The organism is Planococcus sp. ISL-109 (assembly GCF_018613655.1).
Taxonomy (GTDB): Bacteria; Bacillota; Bacilli; order Bacillales_A; family Planococcaceae; genus Planococcus.
Genome location: NZ_JAGGPW010000003.1, coordinates 50,260 through 69,934, shown reverse-complemented (window position 1 = coordinate 69,934; position 19,675 = coordinate 50,260). Strand labels below are relative to the sequence as shown.

At 48.2% G+C, this 19,675-nt stretch carries 21 protein-coding genes; 17 read left to right on the top strand and 4 right to left on the bottom strand.

Features of this window, described 5'->3' with window-relative positions:
- Positions 1-10 precede the first annotated feature (10 nt).
- The 8 genes from J7E21_RS01025 to J7E21_RS00990 all read left to right on the top strand — a co-directional run bounded on the left by J7E21_RS01025 (position 11) and on the right by J7E21_RS00990 (position 5,483).
- Positions 11-1,723 carry a GMC family oxidoreductase gene (locus J7E21_RS01025; RefSeq protein WP_215103917.1) on the top strand — a complete coding sequence of 571 codons (1,713 nt, stop codon included), beginning with the start codon at positions 11-13 and terminating at the stop codon, positions 1,721-1,723.
- Positions 1,724-1,742: 19 nt separating this feature from the next.
- Positions 1,743-1,958: a twin-arginine translocase TatA/TatE family subunit gene (tatA, locus tag J7E21_RS01020; protein ID WP_215103915.1), complete on the top strand. Its 216-nt coding sequence runs from the start codon at positions 1,743-1,745 to the stop codon at positions 1,956-1,958.
- A 10-nt stretch (positions 1,959-1,968) separates the two neighbouring features.
- On the top strand, positions 1,969-2,850 hold the full coding sequence (tatC, locus tag J7E21_RS01015; RefSeq protein WP_215103913.1) for a twin-arginine translocase subunit TatC: 882 nt from the start codon (positions 1,969-1,971) through the stop codon (positions 2,848-2,850).
- A gap of 85 nt (positions 2,851-2,935) precedes the next feature.
- The gene (locus J7E21_RS01010; RefSeq protein ID WP_215103911.1) at positions 2,936-3,388 is read left to right on the top strand and encodes a GNAT family N-acetyltransferase; all 453 of its coding nucleotides are present in this window, start codon (positions 2,936-2,938) and stop codon (positions 3,386-3,388) included.
- A gap of 151 nt (positions 3,389-3,539) precedes the next feature.
- Complete coding sequence (locus tag J7E21_RS01005; RefSeq protein WP_215103909.1) at positions 3,540-3,668, top strand: GrpB family protein; 129 nt, start codon at positions 3,540-3,542, stop codon at positions 3,666-3,668.
- Between the two features lie 113 nt (positions 3,669-3,781).
- Complete coding sequence (locus J7E21_RS01000) at positions 3,782-4,195, top strand: NUDIX hydrolase (RefSeq protein WP_215103907.1); 414 nt, start codon at positions 3,782-3,784, stop codon at positions 4,193-4,195.
- Positions 4,196-4,262: 67 nt separating this feature from the next.
- A complete protein-coding gene (locus J7E21_RS00995) occupies positions 4,263-4,436 on the top strand; it encodes a hypothetical protein (RefSeq protein WP_215103905.1) in 174 nt (57 codons plus the stop codon).
- A gap of 96 nt (positions 4,437-4,532) precedes the next feature.
- Complete coding sequence (locus tag J7E21_RS00990) at positions 4,533-5,483, top strand: magnesium transporter CorA family protein (protein WP_215103902.1); 951 nt, start codon at positions 4,533-4,535, stop codon at positions 5,481-5,483.
- 19 nt (positions 5,484-5,502) lie between these two features.
- Here the strand turns inward: J7E21_RS00990 and J7E21_RS00985 are convergent, their stop codons facing one another.
- Together J7E21_RS00985 and J7E21_RS00980 are read right to left on the bottom strand one after the other, a co-directional pair.
- Complete coding sequence (locus J7E21_RS00985) at positions 5,503-5,814, bottom strand: hypothetical protein (protein WP_215103900.1); 312 nt, start codon at positions 5,812-5,814, stop codon at positions 5,503-5,505.
- A gap of 109 nt (positions 5,815-5,923) precedes the next feature.
- Positions 5,924-6,256, bottom strand: a complete 333-nt coding sequence (locus J7E21_RS00980) for a winged helix-turn-helix transcriptional regulator (RefSeq protein WP_215103898.1) — start codon at positions 6,254-6,256, stop codon at positions 5,924-5,926.
- Positions 6,257-6,381: 125 nt separating this feature from the next.
- On the opposite strand from J7E21_RS00980, the gene J7E21_RS00975 reads away from it, so the two are divergent.
- Positions 6,382-7,323 carry a VOC family protein gene (locus J7E21_RS00975; protein WP_215103896.1) on the top strand — a complete coding sequence of 314 codons (942 nt, stop codon included), beginning with the start codon at positions 6,382-6,384 and terminating at the stop codon, positions 7,321-7,323.
- Here the strand turns inward: J7E21_RS00975 and J7E21_RS00970 are convergent.
- On the bottom strand, positions 7,270-7,515 hold the full coding sequence (locus J7E21_RS00970; RefSeq protein ID WP_215103894.1) for a hypothetical protein: 246 nt from the start codon (positions 7,513-7,515) through the stop codon (positions 7,270-7,272). The two genes, J7E21_RS00975 and J7E21_RS00970, sit on opposite strands and share 54 nt — an antisense overlap.
- Positions 7,516-7,641: 126 nt before the next feature.
- Between J7E21_RS00970 and J7E21_RS00965 the strand changes: the two genes are divergently transcribed.
- The 3 genes from J7E21_RS00965 (at position 7,642) to J7E21_RS00955 (ending at position 10,910) form a co-directional block, all read left to right on the top strand.
- Positions 7,642-8,709 carry an NAD(P)H-dependent flavin oxidoreductase gene (locus J7E21_RS00965; protein ID WP_215103892.1) on the top strand — a complete coding sequence of 356 codons (1,068 nt, stop codon included), beginning with the start codon at positions 7,642-7,644 and terminating at the stop codon, positions 8,707-8,709.
- A 73-nt stretch (positions 8,710-8,782) separates the two neighbouring features.
- Complete coding sequence (locus J7E21_RS00960; protein WP_215103890.1) at positions 8,783-9,628, top strand: DUF368 domain-containing protein; 846 nt, start codon at positions 8,783-8,785, stop codon at positions 9,626-9,628.
- A gap of 154 nt (positions 9,629-9,782) precedes the next feature.
- Entirely contained in the window at positions 9,783-10,910 is a 1,128-nt protein-coding gene (locus tag J7E21_RS00955) for a CAP domain-containing protein (protein WP_215103888.1), read from the top strand.
- 47 nt (positions 10,911-10,957) lie between these two features.
- On the opposite strand, the gene J7E21_RS00950 is transcribed toward J7E21_RS00955, so the two are convergent.
- On the bottom strand, positions 10,958-11,788 hold the full coding sequence (locus tag J7E21_RS00950) for an undecaprenyl-diphosphate phosphatase (RefSeq protein ID WP_215103886.1): 831 nt from the start codon (positions 11,786-11,788) through the stop codon (positions 10,958-10,960).
- A gap of 147 nt (positions 11,789-11,935) precedes the next feature.
- Between J7E21_RS00950 and J7E21_RS00945 the strand changes: the two genes are divergently transcribed.
- The 5 genes from J7E21_RS00945 (at position 11,936) to J7E21_RS00925 (ending at position 18,855) form a co-directional block, all read left to right on the top strand.
- Entirely contained in the window at positions 11,936-13,015 is a 1,080-nt protein-coding gene (locus tag J7E21_RS00945; protein ID WP_215103884.1) for an AI-2E family transporter, read from the top strand.
- Between the two features lie 102 nt (positions 13,016-13,117).
- Complete coding sequence (locus J7E21_RS00940; protein WP_215103882.1) at positions 13,118-13,561, top strand: MarR family winged helix-turn-helix transcriptional regulator; 444 nt, start codon at positions 13,118-13,120, stop codon at positions 13,559-13,561.
- A 3-nt stretch (positions 13,562-13,564) separates the two neighbouring features.
- On the top strand, positions 13,565-16,186 hold the full coding sequence (locus J7E21_RS00935; protein ID WP_215103880.1) for an MMPL family transporter: 2,622 nt from the start codon (positions 13,565-13,567) through the stop codon (positions 16,184-16,186).
- 425 nt (positions 16,187-16,611) lie between these two features.
- Entirely contained in the window at positions 16,612-17,064 is a 453-nt protein-coding gene (locus tag J7E21_RS00930) for a hypothetical protein (RefSeq protein WP_215104196.1), read from the top strand.
- Between the two features lie 141 nt (positions 17,065-17,205).
- Positions 17,206-18,855, top strand: a complete 1,650-nt coding sequence (locus J7E21_RS00925) for a serine hydrolase (RefSeq protein ID WP_215103878.1) — start codon at positions 17,206-17,208, stop codon at positions 18,853-18,855.
- Positions 18,856-19,675: the final 820 nt, after the last annotated feature.

Here is a 19,675-nt window from a genome sequence, read left to right as displayed (position 1 = left end):
GGGGATAGGTATGGTCACGACACTTGATAAGGTAGATGTAGTCACAGTTGGAGTTGGCTGGACTGGAGGCATTATTGCAGTTGAATGCGCCAAAGAAGGCTTGAAAGTTATCGGCCTCGAACGTGGGCGAACCCGGTCGACAGAGGATTTCTCGATGGTCCATGATGAATACCGCTACGCCATCCGCTATGAATTAATGCAGGATTTATCAAAAGAAACGATAACATTCCGTAATAGCCGCGGCCAGCGTGCATTGCCGATGCGGCAAATGGGTTCATTTCTGCTAGGCGAGGGGCTAGGAGGATCGGGGACGCATTGGAATGGCCAAAACTGGCGGTTTTTGCCGTATGATTTTGAAATCAAATCGATGACGGATGCGAAGTATGGTGCCAACAAATTGCCGGCGGAATATACTATGCAGGACTGGGGAATCACGTACGATGAGCTGGAGCCTTATTTCGATAAATTCGAAAAAACAGCAGGCATTTCGGGGGAAGACAAAAATCCTTTCTGGGGCCAACGTTCAGCGGACTTTCCGACACCTCCGATGAAAAAGACGCCATTGCTGGCGAAGTTCGAAACCGCAACGAGCAACTTGGGGTATACACCGTTCATGATGCCTTCTGCGAATCTTTCGGAAGCTTATGAAAATCCGGATGGCCAGCAAATCAATGCCTGCCAATATTGCGGATTTTGTGAGCGCTTTGGCTGTGAATACGGGGCGAAGACTTCGCCGGAAATCACGGTTGTCCCGGCAGCGCGTGAAACAGGGAACTACGATATCCGCTTTAATGCCAATGTCGTTGAAGTAATGAAAGAAGGCGACCGGGTTACGGGTGTGCGATATATCGATACAGTCACCTTCGAAGAATTCATCCAACCAGCGGAAGTCGTCGTTTTGACGAGCTATGTGTTGAACAATGCCAAACTATTGATGGTTTCAGAAATCGGGGAGCTTTACGATCCGGAAACGGGGCAAGGGACACTCGGAAAAAACTATGCTTACCAAATTCTTCCTGGTGCTTCTGGGTTCTTTGATGACCAAATGAACGTCTTTATGGGCGCCGGAGCGCTCGGCATGACCATCGATGATTTCAATGGCGATGCTTTCGACCACGGCAATCTTGACTTTATCCATGGCGCGAGTCTATCTATGACGCAAACAGGAAGCCGTCCGATCGCTTCTAACCCACTGCCGCCGGATACGCCGGCATGGGGAGCGGAATTCAAAAAGGCATCCATTGAAAACTACACGCGGACGCTCTCGGTCGTCGGGCAAGGTGCATCGATTCCGCATCGCGACAATTACATGACATTGGACGGAACATATAAGGATGCTTATGGAATACCGCTCCTGCAGCTGACGTATAACTTTACAGACCAAGATCGTGCGTTGCATCAATATGTTACTGAAAGAGCTACAGAAATCATGCAGGAAATGGGTGCAAAAACAGTTATCGGCAGCAACCCGATCTCGGATTACGACATTGTTCCGTATCAGACGACGCACAATACCGGTGGCACGATTATGGGTGCAGATCCTGAGACGAGTGTTGTTAATAATTTTTTGCAGCATTGGGATATGGAGAACTTGTTTGTTGTTGGGGCGGGGAATTTTGCCCATAATGGCGGATACAACCCGACCGGTACGGTTGGGGCGCTAGCGTATCGCTGTGCAGAAGGCGTCATCAGATATAGCCGCGAAGGCGGATCATTAGTGTAATTTGTGAGGAGGAAAAGATATGGGTGGACTAGCTTCTATCGGCGTACCGGGTTTAATCATCATTTTGGTCATCGTGCTGATTATTTTCGGTCCCAAAAAACTGCCGGAAATCGGCGGGGCAGTCGGTAAGACTTTCTCAGAATTCAAGCGGTCAACGAAAGGGCTAATGGATGACGATGAAGACGAAAAAGACACAAAAGAAGTGAAAGAAACGAAGAAAACCGATAGTTTGTGAAGGTGGTTAAATGGATCCGTACGGAGAAAGCAAACTGATCAGTCCGTTGCATAAGAAAAAGGTGAGCGAAGATCCGGTGGCACTAGACAAACAGAAAGCGGATTCCGAAACGGAGCAGGAAACGGGCGAGGGACCGAAAGATTCGGGAGGTGGACAGAAGCCTCCCGGCGACCCGCAGGACAGAGTGGAGACTTTGGTCGATCATTTGGGAGATTTGCGGAAGCAATTGATCAAAAGTTTATTTGTATTTGTGTTCTTCTTGTTACTCGTTTTCTCGACCTTGAATTTTTGGTTTCCATACATTGTAAAAGGCAATGAACTCATCATACTGGGGCCGCTTGAAGTCATTAAGTTCTACACGTCGATTTCTGCCACGATGGCACTTGGCTTGTCCTTGCCGTTTTTGATCCACTTTCTTTGGCAATTCGTCAAACCGGGCCTCGAGGAGAAGGAAGCCAGGTTTCTCGGTTTGTATTCGCCGGCTATGCTGGTGTTGTTTTTGCTCGGGGTGTCATTCGGTTATTTCATCGTCAACCCGTTGAGCTATCAGTTTCTGATCAGTTTAGGGGCAGCTAATTTTGATGTGATGATTTCAGCAAATGAATACATTCATTTCTTGATTATGACGACGATTCCGTTAGGCTTATTATTCGAAATGCCGATTTTAGCCCTGTTCTTGTCTTCTATCGGAGTGCTAACATCGGTTTCTATGAAAAAAGTGCGGAAGTGGTCGTATCTTGGTTTGGCCATCGTCTCCGCCCTCATCACCCCTCCTGATTTTTTGAGCCAATTATTAGTGTTGGTGCCGATGGTGGGTTTGTATGAAGCGAGTATTTTTATCGTGAAGAAAATGGAAGCGCGAAATGAGCGCATGGAAGATACGGCTGTGTGATGGAAAGAGAAAAGGGCTGTCCAAAACTCAAATGACTTTCGGATAGTCTTTTCTGCTCTTGCCGATTTTGAAGGGGGATTTGACTATGCCAATGGAAATTAAAACCATCGATAATTTACACGATGTCAATGTAGCCGAACTGGTAGAAGAAAGCGAAGCGGAAGGCTATCGTTTTCTGCGAAGGCTTGTGGATCAATACAAGGACGGGAGTAATCGGTTCGACCAGGAAGGCGAAGTGTTATTCGGTGTTTTTGATCCGCGCGGCAAACTGATTGCGATCGGTGGGCTGAACCGGGATCCATACTCTACAAAAGAAGGGATCGGCAGGCTCCGCCGCTTTTATATCGCCAAAGCGGCGAGAAGAGAAGGGCTCGGTACTAAACTGCTTCAAAAGATCATCGATTTTGCAAAAGGTCATTTCGGAGAGCTGGTCGTGCGGACGGATTCTTCAACAGCAGATGCTTTTTACCGGGCAAACGGCTTTATAGGAGATGTGAACTTGCCAGATGTCACGCACCGGGTCGTCTTGAAGAATTAGTGGATTTTGCAATACTTTAAAGCGGGATTCACTGAACCGCAGAAAACAGCAGTCAACAAATCACCTTTTCTTGTAAAATGGCAGTCAGAGGACTACCATTTTAGGAAAGGTGATTTTTTGGTGTGGTCTCAACGATAGAAGGAGCGGGGGCATGCGGAAAGTTCAAGTCATGGCTTCCAATGAAACTTGGCCGGCATCTCTTGAGGCGGCGTTCGGCGAGATCCAATATTCATTAGGGAAGCATTGTTTAGCTGTGCACCATATCGGGAGCACCCTCTAGAAGCGGCAGTTTATGGTGAATTGAAAACGGTATTAAACATTAAATCCACTGGATATCGGGAGATAAATCGAAGGAAAACAGGCGGTCGAGAAAAAGGCGATAGGAGAGATTTGATGGAAATGGCAAATTGGCGGGGCGCTGCAGGCGTCTGCGTAAATGAACAGAATGAAATTTTGATGGTGCTTCAAAAAGCACCGGAAGAAGACAGCAACTGGTCAATACCTGCGAGCGGCATCGAAGCTGGGGAAACGCTGGAGCAATGTTGCGAGCGTGAGTTTCGCGAAGTAACAGGGGTGACTGTGAAAGCGCTCAATGAATTGAAAGTCAGAGGGGGCACGTATGAAAACTCTGCGGTGTCATTTGAATTGCATTATTTTCAAGTCGCAGTGACAGGTGGAGAGCTGGTTGTCCCTGAAGGGGATTTTCTGATTGAAGATGTTGCGTGGAAATCGCTTGAACAATTACAGGAGCTGAAACTTGCCTACCCGGACGATTTGGAGCTGTTCCAATCACTTCTCTCCCGGTAATGTGCAGGGTTCGAAAATTCGAAACGGGGTAAAGAACTAGAAACGCAACTCCGGGAGGGCTCGAAAAATGAACAAGGAACAAAAAGGCCAGGAAGGTGAAAAACTTTTGCCGGAAGTGGAGCCTGGGCGCCATCAGCCGCCGAATAAGGAGATAGATCTGATGCCGGATAGGGAATTGGAGTATAAAGAAAACTCCAACGAAAAATATCGGGACCAAACAGCAGACGAACGACAGGAATGAGCAGAGTATGCGGCCGCTTGCAATCGAGCGGCATTTTTTATGTTGTTTAGGTGAACACCATCTGCTCGATTAGTTGGGAAGAAAGGGGGGCCGGTTATGCCGCGACATCAATTCGCGAAAGCAGTGTGGCAAGAGGAGAATGCCATGGAAGCGGCGGATTTCCGGCAATTATTGCAGGATAATCCGAAGCTTCAACAATGGATTGACCAATCGCAAACATTAACCGTCAACGTTATCCACACAGATACCTCACAAGCCGGGAGCGAAGTATTGTGGGGCTCGTTGATCTATAAGCAAAGCAGCCAGGCGCGGGATGTGCGAGATGTGTTCCACTTCTATGTGTCTCCGGAACTTTTGGTGACAAGCACTGTAGATTTCGAAGAAGACATGGACATGCCTAGGCATTTGATGATTAAGCAAATGGAAAATGCCGACTCTTCAATTGAAGTGATGATGATTTTGCTTGGCGGCATGGTCGGATCTGTTTTGCATAAGATCGATAATTTTGAAGAACGACTTCATGAGCTGTTGTGGAATATTAAAGAGCATAACAACCGCAAAACCCTAGAGAAAATTGAGGGAGTGCGCCACGAAATCCTTTTATGGAAACATCTAATAATGGGGTTTCGGGAAATCAGTATGGTGGTCGAAGAAACATTCGGAGGAAATGTGCGCGAATACCGGGAGTACGAACGGACTTCCCGGCGCATCGACCGCTGCGTTATGCTGGTCGACTCCTATGAAGATGAAATCAATAATATGGTCGATATGGAAAACGTGGTGGCCAATTACCGGGGCAACGAAATCGTCAAGACCTTGACGGTTTTGACGACGCTCTTTACGCCTGTCATGGCATGGGGGGCGCTATGGGGGATGAACTTCCGAATCATGCCGGAACTTGATTTGCGCTATGGATATGTAATGTCCCTTGCTGTCATCCTCCTCTCTACATTCTTGCTGTATTTGTACTTCAAGCAAAAAGGGTGGACCGGCGACATTCTCCGGTCGTTTGATGATAGAAGAGAAGCAAACAAAAAGCAGGACTGATGTTCAGTCCTGCTTTTTGTTATTTCGGTTTGTCTTTTTTCAGTTCTTCCAAAAGCTCTGTGTAGCGGTGCAAGTCGCGGTCATTATATTTGCCGATATAATTGATCAGCATTTCTTCGACTTCCCGGCGCTGGCGTTCAGTGGCAATCAGTTTCTCTTTCATCGATTTCTGTTTATAGAGGATCGTATCTTCCACGTCATCCATTTTGTTCAGCATATCAATTTCTGCCAGTAACACCAATGCGGCATTTTTTTTGTCCTCATACTTTTTCATCGCTTTGTCAATTTTTCGTGTATCATTTTCATACGTCAAATTGGAATACATCGACATCCGTCTGCCCCCTTCTCCACCCTCTTTATTATAACCTTAACAGATATTCGAATATTCTGTCTATACAGAAAGGTAAAAAGTCACGGAAAATCACCTGCTTTTTGGGCTGTCAGGAATTTTCCGCTGGCTCTAGTGGTTCTATCCAATTTTGTGACCATTGTTCGATTTCAGCCATGACCGGTTTTAACGAAGCACCTTTTTGTGTCAGAGAATATTCGATCCGTACTGGAGTTTCCGGATGAACCGTTCGCGCCACCAGTCCGTCGACTTCCAACGCTTTTAAGCGTTCGGACAGGAGGCGGCCGCTAATGCCGATTTCTTCGGTCAACTGGCCGAAACGCTTCGGCCCGTCCATTAATTGATGGATGATCAACCCTGTCCAGCGCTGCCCCAGCAAGGAGATGGCCCCTTCAAAACGCGGACAAATTTCCGTACTTTTCATATGTTCACCGCTCCTTTTTCTTCATAATAGCATATTCCTAAACGGATTAAAAAACAGATGACTTGACGTAACTTGGTTATTAAAATGAAATTAGTTACAAATAGTAAGTGATAGGAGGAACAGCAATGAATTTTCATGAAAAACCGGTGCAGCATATCGAGAGCTTGACCTTGAAAGTAGTGGATCTAGCGGAAATGAGCCGGTTTTACACACCGGTGTTAGGGTTCGAAACGATAGAGGAACAGGCAAACAAAACGATTCTCGGAGTCGCTGGGCAAGAGATTTTGATTCTTGAACACACACCAGAGTTGAAGCTGAAAACGGGGCGCTACGCAGGACTCTTTCATTTCGCCATTTTGCTTCCGAATCGCAAGGAGCTTAGAAAAATGCTAGTGCATCTCCATCAGCAAAGAATTCCGCTGGGCTCTTCCGACCACCAGGTGAGTGAAGCTTTGTATTTTTCGGACCCAGAAGGAAACGGCATCGAAATTTACCGGGACCGCGCAGCGGGCGAGTGGGAATGGCGGGGAGAGCATGTCCATATGACAGTCGCTCCTCTTGATGTAGAAGCCGTCGCACATGCTGCATCAGGGGAGAAATGGAGTGGCATGCCGTCCGGCGCGGTTCTTGGGCATATCCATCTTCATGTCTCTGATCTCCAAGCAGCGCGTGAATTTTACACCGAGGTGCTCGGCTTCGGCCTTGTGGCAAGTCTCGGCAACCAAGCGCTGTTCGTATCCGACGGAAATTACCATCACCATATCGGGTTGAACATTTGGAGCGGTACGGGAATTCCTGCATTGCCGGACACTGCAGCAGGCTGGTCCCATTATGTAATCCGCGTATCCGATGAACAAGCGCAACGAGCGATGCACGACCGCCTGCAAGCTTACGGAGCTGAGCTTCATACAGAAGGCGCGGCAGTGGCAATGGGATTTATCTGGCAACAAAATCGAAATCGTCTATGCATAAGAAAATCCCCCAAACGCTTTTGCGGTTGGGGGATTTTTTCGTTACGGCGCCGGACACGAACGGACAGATGCCGTATAGGCAGTGATGGGCTGTGACGCCTCAGTAGCTCCCGCTTGCCGGACTTTGCCGTGCCGCTGCGGAACCGTGTTTTCCCTTGTTTCTGTATAGGCTTGAAGCCGCTCTTGGTTTTGCCAATTTTCGAATGGTTCGCTGTAAAATGCCAAAATGATCAATCCGCAAAAAACAGCGATCAACGTGATAGTGACTAACGAAAGAAAGCCTTTCATGCTGCAATCCCGCCTTCTCCTAGATGCTGGTATTAAGAACGCAGACGGCCGGGAAAAGGTTCCCGGTTGAAGAAATCCAAAAGACTGGGATACTGATAAGTAACAATATAATAGGGAGGACAAGTCATGATTACATTGAACACAGATATTTGCCGCTTGCTCGAGATCGAGTTTCCGATTATCCAAGCCGGTATGGCAGGTGGGCCGACCACCCCACAACTTGTAGCGCAAGTTTCGGAAGCGGGAGGCTTAGGCACTCTTGGCGCCGCTTATTTGACACCGGAGAAACTGCGTGCAGAAATCTTGAGCATTCGGGAACAAACCGATAAGCCATTCGCTGTAAATTTATTCGCCGATAATCCACAAGATGATTTTTCACGCCTCACAGAAGTGCAAGAAGCGCTGCGCCCCGCCTATGCGGAGTTGAGCATTGAACAACCTGGCTCATCCTTTCAGTCTCCTGACTATGGCGAGGAACAGTTCCGCCTTTGTTTGGAGCTGGATGTGCCGATCATCAGCACGGCGTTCGGCTGTTTGTCGCCTGAACAAATGAAAGCTGCGAAAGGTCACGGTGTGTTGGTCATCACGATGGCTACGACGGTAGCTGAAGCGATAGAAGCGCAAGCGGCAGGGGTTGATGCCATAGTAGCACAAGGCAGTGAAGCAGGAGGCCACCGCGGCAGTTTTTCATATGAGCAGCATCCGATGGGGGCACAAGTTGGCTTGATGGCGCTCGTCCCGCAAATGGTGGATGAGATCACCATTCCCGTTATCGCAGCAGGTGGCATTGTGGACGGCCGAGGACTAGTCGCTTCGCTCGCACTCGGCGCACAGGCGGTGCAAGTCGGCACGCGCTTTGTCGGAGCGAAGGAATCCGGTGCGCATGCCGCATACAAGCAAGCGATTTTCGACAGCAATGAAGAAAGTACCGTTGTCACGAAAAGTTTCTCCGGCCGTCCGGCACGCGGCATCAATAACCGTTTTATCGAACTATTTGAGTCAGCGGGAACCAAAGCCTTGCCATTTCCGTCCCATAATACAGTAACGAAAGAAATCCGCGGCGTTGCCACAAAGACAGGCAACCCGGAATTTATGTCATTATGGGCAGGGCAGGCTACGAGAAAGCTGATCCGCGAAGAAAGAGCGGCGGATATTGTGGATTTGATGATGAAGCAAGCGCAAGCGCTCGTGTAAGGGCGCGGCTCGAGTTTCGGGTGTGCCCGTGCTATACTAGTACAAGTGATTTTGAGACGAGGAGATTATACGCATGGAATGGAAAAATATATACCGCGGTATTTTGATGGGCATCAGTGATTTGATCCCAGGAGTTAGTGGAGGAACAATTGCCTTTATCCTTGGCATCTATGACCGGCTGCTTGAATCGATCAGCGGATTTTTCAGCAGAGAGTGGAAAAAGCAGCTCGGCTTTCTAGTGCCGCTTGGCATGGGGATTGTCATCACCTTATTATTGTTCAGTCGATTTATCGAATATTTACTGTCCAATCATTACGAAGCGACGCAGTTTTTCTTCATGGGCTTGATTCTCGGTGTATTGCCATACATCATGAAGCAAGCGGAAGTGAAGAAGAATTTCACGGCACGCCATTTGGTTATTTTGCTGATCATCGGAGCAGCACTTGCTTCTATGGCATTTATCCAAACAAGCGATAATGTAGCGCCTATTACCGAACTCAGCGTGCCGACGTTCTTCCTGTTGTTTTTCTCGGGCTGGATTGCCAGTATGGCGATGCTGCTGCCGGGAATCAGCGGATCGTTCATCTTGCTGTTGATCGGCGTTTATTCGACGGCGATCAACGCCTTGTCAACGTTAAACTTACCGATTGTCATGGCAATCGGAGCTGGCGTAATGATCGGGTTTGTCGTCAGCAGTAAAGCGATCACCTATTTGCTCGAGCATTTCACGTATGTGACGTATGCGGCAATTATCGGATTGATCCTTGGCTCGCTGTTTGTCGTGTTCCCAGGATTTTCTGCAGATCCGGTCGTCTTGTTCACCAGCCTGGGTACTTTCACGGCAGGCCTCGTGTTTACCTTGTGGTTCAGCTCACCGAAGAAAACAGACATTACGAGCGAACATAACGTAGAAGCGTAATTCGGATGAAAAAATGAAAGCGGGTAGTGAAAAGGATTCCTTTTTCTGTCCGTTTTTTATTATTTATTTTTGAAAGTTGATCAAAAAAATGCTTTTTGCTTTTCGTATTTCGTTTTTGGGATTACACTGAAACGAAGAGAAAGAGGTGATGCGTGTGCGAAAAGTGTTTAGTATCTTGCTTCTAATGGTTTTGGTGTTTTTTGCCCGGCCTTTATGGGAGGAGCCGGTCGGAAATTATGTCGACCTGAGCTTTTTGGATACTGTCGATGAAGCCGTAGGAAAAGTTGCAGACGACACGGATGTTTCCAAAGCGCTCGATGAAGCCAAATACTTTACGACGCGCATTAGCCATCAGTTGCAAGCGATCGTGACAGAAAGTTCGGCCGTGCTGCCGGAAGTAGTCGCGAAACCGGAGCTTGCACAGACAGATTCTTTAGTAGCGGTCCATAACGTCACGCTCGGAATGAGCAAAGACGAAGCCCAGCAAAAATTAGGGCTGCCGCTGCGCTTGATGGAAAATGAATACGGAACCGATTGGCATAGTTATCACCAGGATTATCAGAATTACGTGCTGCTGTCTTACGATGAGCAAGGGAATGTCAATGGCATGTTCACCAACCAAGACCTCATTTCTTCTACAGAAGGCTTCTCGATGGATTCTTCGAAAGCGGAAGTGCAAGGCTTGTTCGGTACGCCGCTCACAAGTTTGCAAAAGGGGCGCGTGCAGTACATTCTTGATTCCCGGGACGAATATGACCTTTTCGAAACAACGGACTCCTATACGACCGTTTTCTATGACGTCCATGAAGAGGATACAGTGACGGCTGTTCAAGTCATCGGCAAGGAACTCGAAGAAAGCCGCGGCGAGATTTATGCAGATCCGGCTGTTGAAATAACGGAAGGCTACGAATTCCTGTTATTTGAATTGACTAACTCCGCCAGAATCCAGCGCCAGTTGCCGCTGTTGAAATGGGACGCCGAAACGATGGGAACTGCTCGCAAGCATAGCCAGGATATGGCCGATGAGCGTTATTTCAGCCATACTAACCAGCAGGGGCAGTCGCCTTTTGATCGGATGAAAGAAGACAATATCAGCTTTTTTGTCGCTGGTGAAAACCTGGCATATGGCCAATACAGTGCGGTGTTCGCGCATGAAGGACTGATGAACTCGATGGGCCACCGTGAAAATATCGTCAAACCCGATTTCGGCTTTCTCGGCGTCGGTGTCGCTTTCAACTCAGACAAACAACCCTATTTCACAGCGAACTTTTTTAATCGCTGATGATAAAAAAATCCCTCTATTGCACAAAGGCGATAGAGGGATTTTCATTAGTTCAATAAGAACCAGGCAAGGACCACGAGTGGCCCAACGATAAAGCAGTAGATTGCGAAATATTTCAGCTGGCCTTTTGCCATTATGTTCATGAACCATTTCAACGAGAAATACGAAGCAACGAGCGAGCCGATAAACGCCATCATATAAGGTATGGCCATCGTGGCTAAGTTATCATCGCTGAGAATATCGGAAAAGCTCAATACCGCGCCACCCAAGCTGATCGGAATGAACAGCAGGAAGGAAAAGCGCAGCGCCGTTTCCTGATTGATGCTGCGTGCCATGGCCGCAACAATCGTGGCACCGCTTCGGCTGATGCCTGGGATCAAGGCGACCGCTTGAGCACCACCGATGATCAAGGCATCTTTCATCGTCATATTGCCGTCTTTTCGCTGGCCGCGCATATTGCGGATCAGCCATAAGGCGATACCGGTGACAATTAATGTCAATCCGACGGTCACAACAGTCGAAAGGTGCGCGTCAATCGTATCCTGAAACAGCAAGCCGATGATGGCGGCCGGGATGGTCGCCACGACCAAATAAACGACAAACATGAAATCCCGGCGCGTTTCCGGGGTTTTTTCTTTGAAAAACTTAAACCCGTTAATGACGAGCCGTTTGATGTCGTCGCGGTAAATAATCAGCACCGCAACCAAAGAGGCGGTATTGACGAGAAGTGCGAAAGTTGACGTGCTGCCTTCTATTTCCACGCCGAGAAAGTATTGGGCGATGAGCAAATGCCCGCTCGAAGAAATCGGAATCGGTTCGGTAAGCCCTTGAAACAGGCCAAGCAGCAAAAACTTAATCGTGAGCCATAATTGTTCCATATGTATAAATCCTCCAAATTCTAGTCATTCACTTGCTATCAACATGAGACGTTCATTTTATGAAAAAGTTCGCTCTACATAAAAACATATAATACCATATAATCGTGATAAATTGGGTATACATACGAAAGAAAGGAAGTGAACTCATTGACAAATAAATTATGGTTCCAGGCGGGCGTCGGAATTATCCTGACATTAGTCATCATTCGTCTATTTATAGAAGTACAGGGGATATTCGATCCGCTCTTCATCATCGCCGGAACCATTTTCGTTCCATTGCTTCTCGGGGGAGTGCTGTTTTACTTGACGCGCCCCTTGCTGCATTTCTTGGAAAATCGAAAATTTCCGAAATGGTCCGGGATTTTAATCATAGTCCTGCTGATCGTTCTCGTCTTCTATCTGCTGTTTGTCATGATCGGTCCAATGGTTACTGATCAAGTTAATTCGCTCGTCGATAATGCACCTGAAATTATTGAGGATATCGAAGGGTATACGGAATACGCACTCGACCAGCGGGAGCGTTTGCCAGCTTCTTTTGAGGAGCAATTGAATGATATGAGCGGCCAGATAGGCGACAGCATCGGCGACGTCGGCGGCTGGATTCTGTCGTTCCTGACGAGCTTTATCTCTGGTGTTATCAGCCTAGTGCTCGTTCCTTTTTTCTTAATCTATTTACTGATCGATTATCACAAGTTTGTGCCGTTTGTGTCCGGATTCTTCAGCGGGCAGCGGAAACTGTGGATCATCAAAACGATGAAAGACATTGACCATACCTTGCGCTCGTATATACAAGGGCAGCTGTTTGTCAGTTTCTTAGTAGGGATTATGCTGTTGATCGGCTATTTGATCATCGGTTTGGATTACGCCTTGCTATTGGCGTTGATCGGCATGGCGACGAACGTCATTCCGTTTCTCGGGCCGTACATCGCCGTCATTCCGGCGATGATCATCGCCTTGGTGCAAGATCCGATCATGGCGGTTTATGTGGCCATCATCATGCTGATAGCCCAGCAAATCGAAAGCAACTTCATTACGCCGAACGTCATGGGCAATGCGCTTGATGTCCATCCGTTAACGGTCATTACCTTGCTTCTTGCTGCAGGGAATATTGCCGGATTGTGGGGAATCATTTTAGCGATTCCGTTTTATGCCGTAGTGAAGACGATTGTGACAAATATCTATGCAAGAAGACGGGAAATCCGTTCTACTGCAACAAAAGAAGTATGATCAAGTCCCGCAGCCCAAGCTGCGGGACTTTTTTGCGAATTGCTTGACGGGAGAAAGTTCAGCCCCTAAACTATTACTATTAGTTGAGGGGGTAAACCATTTATGGATACGCGCATTACAGAGGCAGTGGAGTTGTTTCAGGAAGTGTTGTTTTATGGCACGGAGCGGGTCATCCGTTCCGTCGACAACCCGATATGGGAGGAGTTTTCCCCTGAGCAGATGCAATCGCTGAAACTCATCAGCAAGGAAGGGCAGATCACATCGGCGAGGCTTGCGATTTTACAGGGTGTACATAAAAGTGCGGTATCGAACCGCACGAAAAAGCTTTTGCAAAAAGAACTGATCCAAGTCGTTCAAACAGCGGATCGGCGGGAGAAGTTGCTTGAATTGACCGATGCTGGGTGTGAAGTGCTCGTAGAGTCGGATAGAATTTTAGCGGAGTATCTGGAAAAATTAATGTCGGAGCAAGTCAACGACGAGGAAATCGATCAATTTTTGTCAATCTTCAGGAAACTAAGTGCAATCATGAAAACGGATGGAGTGTAAGGCATGCAGACGATATTAAAATTGAAGTGGCCGATTACAATCGGGCTGGTCATCTTGACGGTCGCCTTGTTTTTATTGGCACCGAATTTAACGGAACAGGCGGAAGAAGCTGGATCATTCCAGTTGTCTGAAGAAGTGGATTCGCAGCGGGCGTCATCCATTTTGGAAGCGGCGGACGTTTCCGGCCAGACGATTTCCCTCGTCATCCAGCTTGATTCGGAGCTAGGTGAAGAAGCGCAACAGCAAATCACCGGGATGAGGGAAGAAATTGAAGCGCTCGGAGATCCGGTGACGACGGTTTTAGATCCGTTTGAAAGCGCGGAGCTGGAAGAGCAACTGGTTTCACAAGACCGGCAGACAGTGCTGCTTCCGGTGTCTGTAGAAGGAAGCGATGAAGAAGTTGAAGCATTAGCAGGTGAGATCCGCGAGACGATTGTGCCGGAAGGTCTGACGGTGTATTTGACGGGTGAAGCGATCATTAATCAGGACGTCAATACGAGTGCGCAGGAAGGCTTGAAGAAAACTGAAATCATTACGGTCATCTTGATTTTCGGCTTGCTGCTCGCGGTATTCCGCTCGTTCGTCACACCAATCATTCCACTTGTCGCGGTCGGCCTCAGCTATTTACTCAGCCAATCGCTCGTTGCGTTCTTTATTGATTGGTTCGGATTCCCGGTATCGAATTACACGCAGATTTTCCTTGTGGCGATTTTGTTTGGCCTTGGAACCGATTATTGTATTTTGTTATTGAGCCGTTATAAAGAAGAACTAACTGAAGGAAAAGAAGTGCAAGAAGCGATTTTGAACACATACCGGACAGCAGGGAAAACCTTATTCATCAGCGGCTTCTCCGGCTTAATCGCATTTGCGGCAATCGGCTTTGCAGAGTTCCCGATTTTCAAATCGGCTGTTGCCGTCGCTGTCGGAATCGGCGTTCTGCTCGTCGTGCTGTTCACGGTCATGCCATTCTTCATGGCGGTATTGAAAGACAAATTGTTCTGGCCGAGCAAAAAATCGGCTTCCCATAAAGACAGCAAACTATGGGTCTGGATCGGGAAATTGTCCGTCAACCGCCCGCTGTGGTCAATGCTCTTGGTTGCATTGATAACCGTGCCGTTGCTGTTTTCGTATAATAACGACCTATCATTCAATACTGTAGATGAAATCAGCTCCGATTATGAATCGGTTAAGGGGCTGGATGCAATTGAAGAAGCATTCGGTGCAGGCAATACGATGCCTGTGCAAGTGGTTATCAAAGCGCAAGAAAGTCTGACTGCGGAAGAAACGATCCCATATTTGGATGCGTTGGCGCAGGATATGGAGAAAGTTGAAGGCGTCGATATGGTGCGCGCCATCACACGGCCGACCGGTTCGGTCATTGAAGAATTTTTCGTCGACCACCAGCTCGGACTCATTGCAGAAGGTCTTGAAGAAGCGAACGTGGGCGTCGATGAAGTCCAGTCGGGCCTCGTGGAAATTGAAACGAACCTGGCCGCAATCAGTGAACAGGCAGGAGGCGACGGGCTGCGTGAGGCAGCTGCAGGGCTTGCGCAAGTGAACGGGCAACTTGCACAAATCTCAGGCGGCCTTCAGCAAACCGGCAATATTGAACAAACCATCGGCGCACTTACTCAAGTGAACGCCGGACTCACAGAAATCGAAGAAGGGCTGGGCAGCGGAGCCACGCAATACGATGAACTGGCGAGCGGACTCGTCACACTGTCTGAAGGAGTTGGAGCTTCAGCGGAAGGTTTGACAGAAATCAATGACGGCTTGACTGAAATCGCCGAAACACTGACCGGCATTAGCGACAGCGAGGCAGTACGCGGAACCGGCATTTACCTGCCACCCGGGACGCTTGAAGAAGAAGAGTTCGAACAGCTGCTCGATCAATTTTCATTTGCGGATGGGGAAGGCATGTTGATGGAAGTCGTGCTCGAAGAAAATCCGTATTCACCTGAAGCGATCAACATTGTCACGGATCTCAAAGAAGCAGCCGCGAGAAGCATTAACGGCACGCCACTCGAAGATGTGGAAATCGCATACGGCGGCGTTCCGAGCATCAACAGTGATTTGAACGATATTTCCGCAAGCGACTTCACGCGCACGGTCAGCATCATGCTGGTCAGTTTGTTCGTCGTCCTAGCGGTGCTTTTGCGCTCGTTCATTATGCCGCTATTTATGATCGCGTCACTCCTATTAACGTATTACAGCTCGATCGCCATTACGGAATTAATCTTCGTCAATGCGCTCGGCTATGATGGCATTACATGGGCCGTGCCATTCTTCGGCTTCGTCATGCTCGTCTCGCTCGGCATCGACTACTCGATCTTCCTGCTCGATCGCTACCGTGAAGAAGCATTGACGGCCGCGGACTTCACGCAAGCGATGCGCCGTTCGATGGCGAAAATGGGGACGGTCATCATCACCGCAGCCATTTTGCTTGCCGGAACATTCGGCGCCATGTTGCCGTCTGGTGTTTTGAGCCTGATGCAGATTGCTACGATCGTCATCACCGGATTGCTGTTATACGGTTTGATCGTCTTGCCGCTCCTTGTGCCGGCCATTACGGTGTCATTTGCCGGCGGCGCTTGGTGGCCATTTGGATTGAAAAAGAAGAAATAGATTGGTGATTTATATCAAAAACCTTTGGAAAAACAGTGAGAGAAATCATGGACTTTCTCTTACTGTTTTTGTTTTTCTTTAGTTATTTGATAAAGTAATAGACGTATATCAGTCAATTGAGTAATTTAAATTTACTACTGGGAATGGAGGTGGCGACTCCAGGGAAAGCGGGTCCAGGTGAGACCCCGCAGGAAATGAATGAGTGAAGCTTAGCTGAGCGCATTCATTTGCGACGCATCTGCTGTGCAGATGTAGGAGCACACGGTTTTCGAAGCGACGAGGAGGCTCACGGACCGCCCGCGGAAAGCGTCCGCCGGAATGGACAGCAGTAGCCCTTTTTCTATTATTTCGCAAACGAGGAAGCGCATGGGAAGCATGCTATAATGGAGACAGAAAATCAAAAGAAGAAATGGGGATGTCCAGTAGTGCTGACATTTGAACAAAAACTTGAAGTGATTGAAAAATTTCCGGAACTGACACGTAAAGAAGTCTCGATGAAACGCGTCAACTTCCATTTTGAAGAAAGCCTCTACGATAAGAAGATTGTCGTCTATCATCTCCACCCGAACGGCAACGGCTTTGTATTCGTTGGCGATTTGCCGCATTACGAAACGGATAATCGCGGATTGGTTAACATACGCGACTATTCAGCCGGCCAATTACGCAGTATCGTCGCCGACTCGATCGATTATTTGTCGCAAGAAGCGGAACCGCCTTACGACAAGCGCTGGATCAACGAAGATGGAGAAAAGCTGGATCTGGTGTTTGAAGAGCCGTTCTGGAATGTCTATACGGGCAAGAACTTGGAAGAAAGCTTCGGCACATTTGATGATGCGGAAGATTACCTGCTCGATCAAGGATTCCGCGAGCGGAAGTAATGAATAGCAAAAGCGAATGCATCCACTGCATTCGCTTTTTTCTTTGTTTACGAAGCTTCTTTTAGGCAAACTCGTACGCAAGCGATGCAAAAAGAGGAAAATTCTGTTCATTTTCGGTATGCTGAAGGGAGAGGTGAGGACATGTTCAAGAAAGTGACATTGCATACAAACCGTTTGAATGAACTGAAAGGTTTTTATGAATACCAGCTTGGCTTCCGGATCGTTGAGGAAGATGAAACAAGTTTTGCACTGGCCATCGGAAATTCCGTCTTGGAGTTCCGCGAATCAGACAAACCGGCTTTTTATCATTATGCCATCAATATCCCAGGCAATCAGTTTACGCTGGCGAAATTCTGGGCACGTGCACGGGTGGAGTTGAACCGCCAGGAAGGCATGGATGAAATCTATTACGCGAATTTCAATTCCGATGCGTTTTATTTCCAAGACCCGGCAGGCAACATCGTGGAGTTTATCGCGAGGCGCCATGTCGACATTATGGATGATTTCACCATTGATTCCCTGCTCGACATCAGTGAAGTGGGCATTTCGACACCACATGTCAAAGAAGTCGGCGAACGGCTGGAAGCGATGGACATCCCGGTCCGCGGCAATAAGGGGATCGATCCGAAAGAGTTGAATTTCCTCGGGAAAGATCCGCATTTCATTGTCCTCGTTCCACCAAAGCGCACATGGTTTTTTTCGAAATTAAAAAGTGAGGCGTATCCGCTGGCGATCGAGCTGACGGATGGCCGGATGATTGAAATCGATGAAGAAGGCTTTGTGAAGCAAAAGAAAGCAGTGAACCCGATTTCGGACCAGATGGATGAGCTGGCGTTTTCCGGCGTCGCCCACTTAAGCGGTAAGGAAAGCTGGGCGCGGGCAAAAGGCTTCGCCAACCGTGCAGACGCACGGCCGAATGCAGTAGACAGCCGCTTTGGAATCGCTTCGGGCAGCAAGGTCTTCACAGCAGTGGCGATTTTGCAGTTAGTGGAGCAAGGCAAGCTCGAGCTTTCATCGACACTTTCTGAGCTTCTGCCGAAAACATTCCCGCATTTCGATGCGACGATCCACCAATTGCTCAGCCACACATCGGGCATTCCGGATTATTACGATGAGGAAACGATGGGAGATTTCGAGCAATTGTGGCAAAGCGTCCCGATGTACCGGATGCAAACGCCGGCAGATTTCGTGCCACTGTTCCGCGACCTCCCACCAGTGGAGGAGCCGGGTGCGCGTTTCCGCTACAATAACGCCGGCTATATTGCGCTCGGGCTCGTTGTGGAGCAGATAAGCGGCCAGGAGTTTGCCGATTATGTGGAAAAAGAAGTGTTGGCGAAAGCGGACATGAAAGAATCCGGCTATTTCCGGTTGGATCAATTGCCGAGAAATAGCGCATATGGCTATATCGATGAAGGGTCTTCTTGGCGTACCAATCAATATGCGATTCCGGTGCGCGGCGGCGCTGATGGCGGCGTATTTGCCACAGCGGGGGACATGGCGAAGTTCTGGGGCCATCTATTGGATGGGACTTTATTGTCGGAGCCGATGCGGGACCGCCTGCTGACCGTGCATGCATCAAGCGGTGACAAAGCATACGGTTACGGCGTATGGATTGACCGCAAGGACGAACAGCCGATCAAGTATCACGTGACGGGGTACGACCCGGGCGTCAGTTTTCATTCGGGCTATTATCCGGAGGACGAAACAGTTTTGACAGTGTTGTCGAATGCAAGTAGAGGCGCATATGATATAGTGAAAGTAATTGAACGCGAGAAAAAACTGAGAGGGTGAGAGGATGGACGGAAAAAAACTGGCCATGAGCGTGTTGGTCGGAACGCTCCTGTTGGTCGCAATCATTTTCGTGGTCTTCCAATTGTATTTTATCCTGAATTGAAAAAAGCCGCCCTCGGGCGGCTTTTTTGGTGGAATTAAAATGGGGTGGTTGAGAAATGGCAGATATTTTGTTAAGAGATGTATAAGAGGATATTAAAAGTAAAAGCTGCAGACTGCACTCCGGGCTAACACTGAGTTTTAATGTCTAATTAGCTTGTTTTTTAAGACTGCGCTGCAGGGGCACGCTTGCCGGGGGGCGGGCGTCGGCCCCTTCCGCTCCGTCTCTATTTTTATAATGGTATTATATTTCGTCATTTCTTACATTTGCAAATGGAGTCATACAGAGCTGCCGTTATATTACATGCTCATTGTTCTTTTCAAAGTTCCTGAAAAGTGAAATGCTATTTTGTTTCCACCACTTACTCCACCACGGAAGCGATTTCCCCAACAGCGGATGAATCCTATAGAAGCACAAATGAATTTCACTCATTTGAATCAAAGAAAGCTAATAGCCGTCTCGCGTAAACGGGTGAGCCGAAGCAATGAGACAGCGGGTTTCTGGCTCATTGCGTAAGGCCAACCCAAAGCGAGGCGGCGAATAGTTTAACGATGCTCAAACAGCGTGCGATACAATTCCACACATCAAGTCCAGCTCATTTCAAGACAATCGAACGAATAGCGGCGTATTTGTGGCCGATGAAAACGAATTGTACCCATTTCACTCAAAAAAAGCCTGATCGTATGTAATTTTAGGCAACAAAAAATGGACTCTTCATAA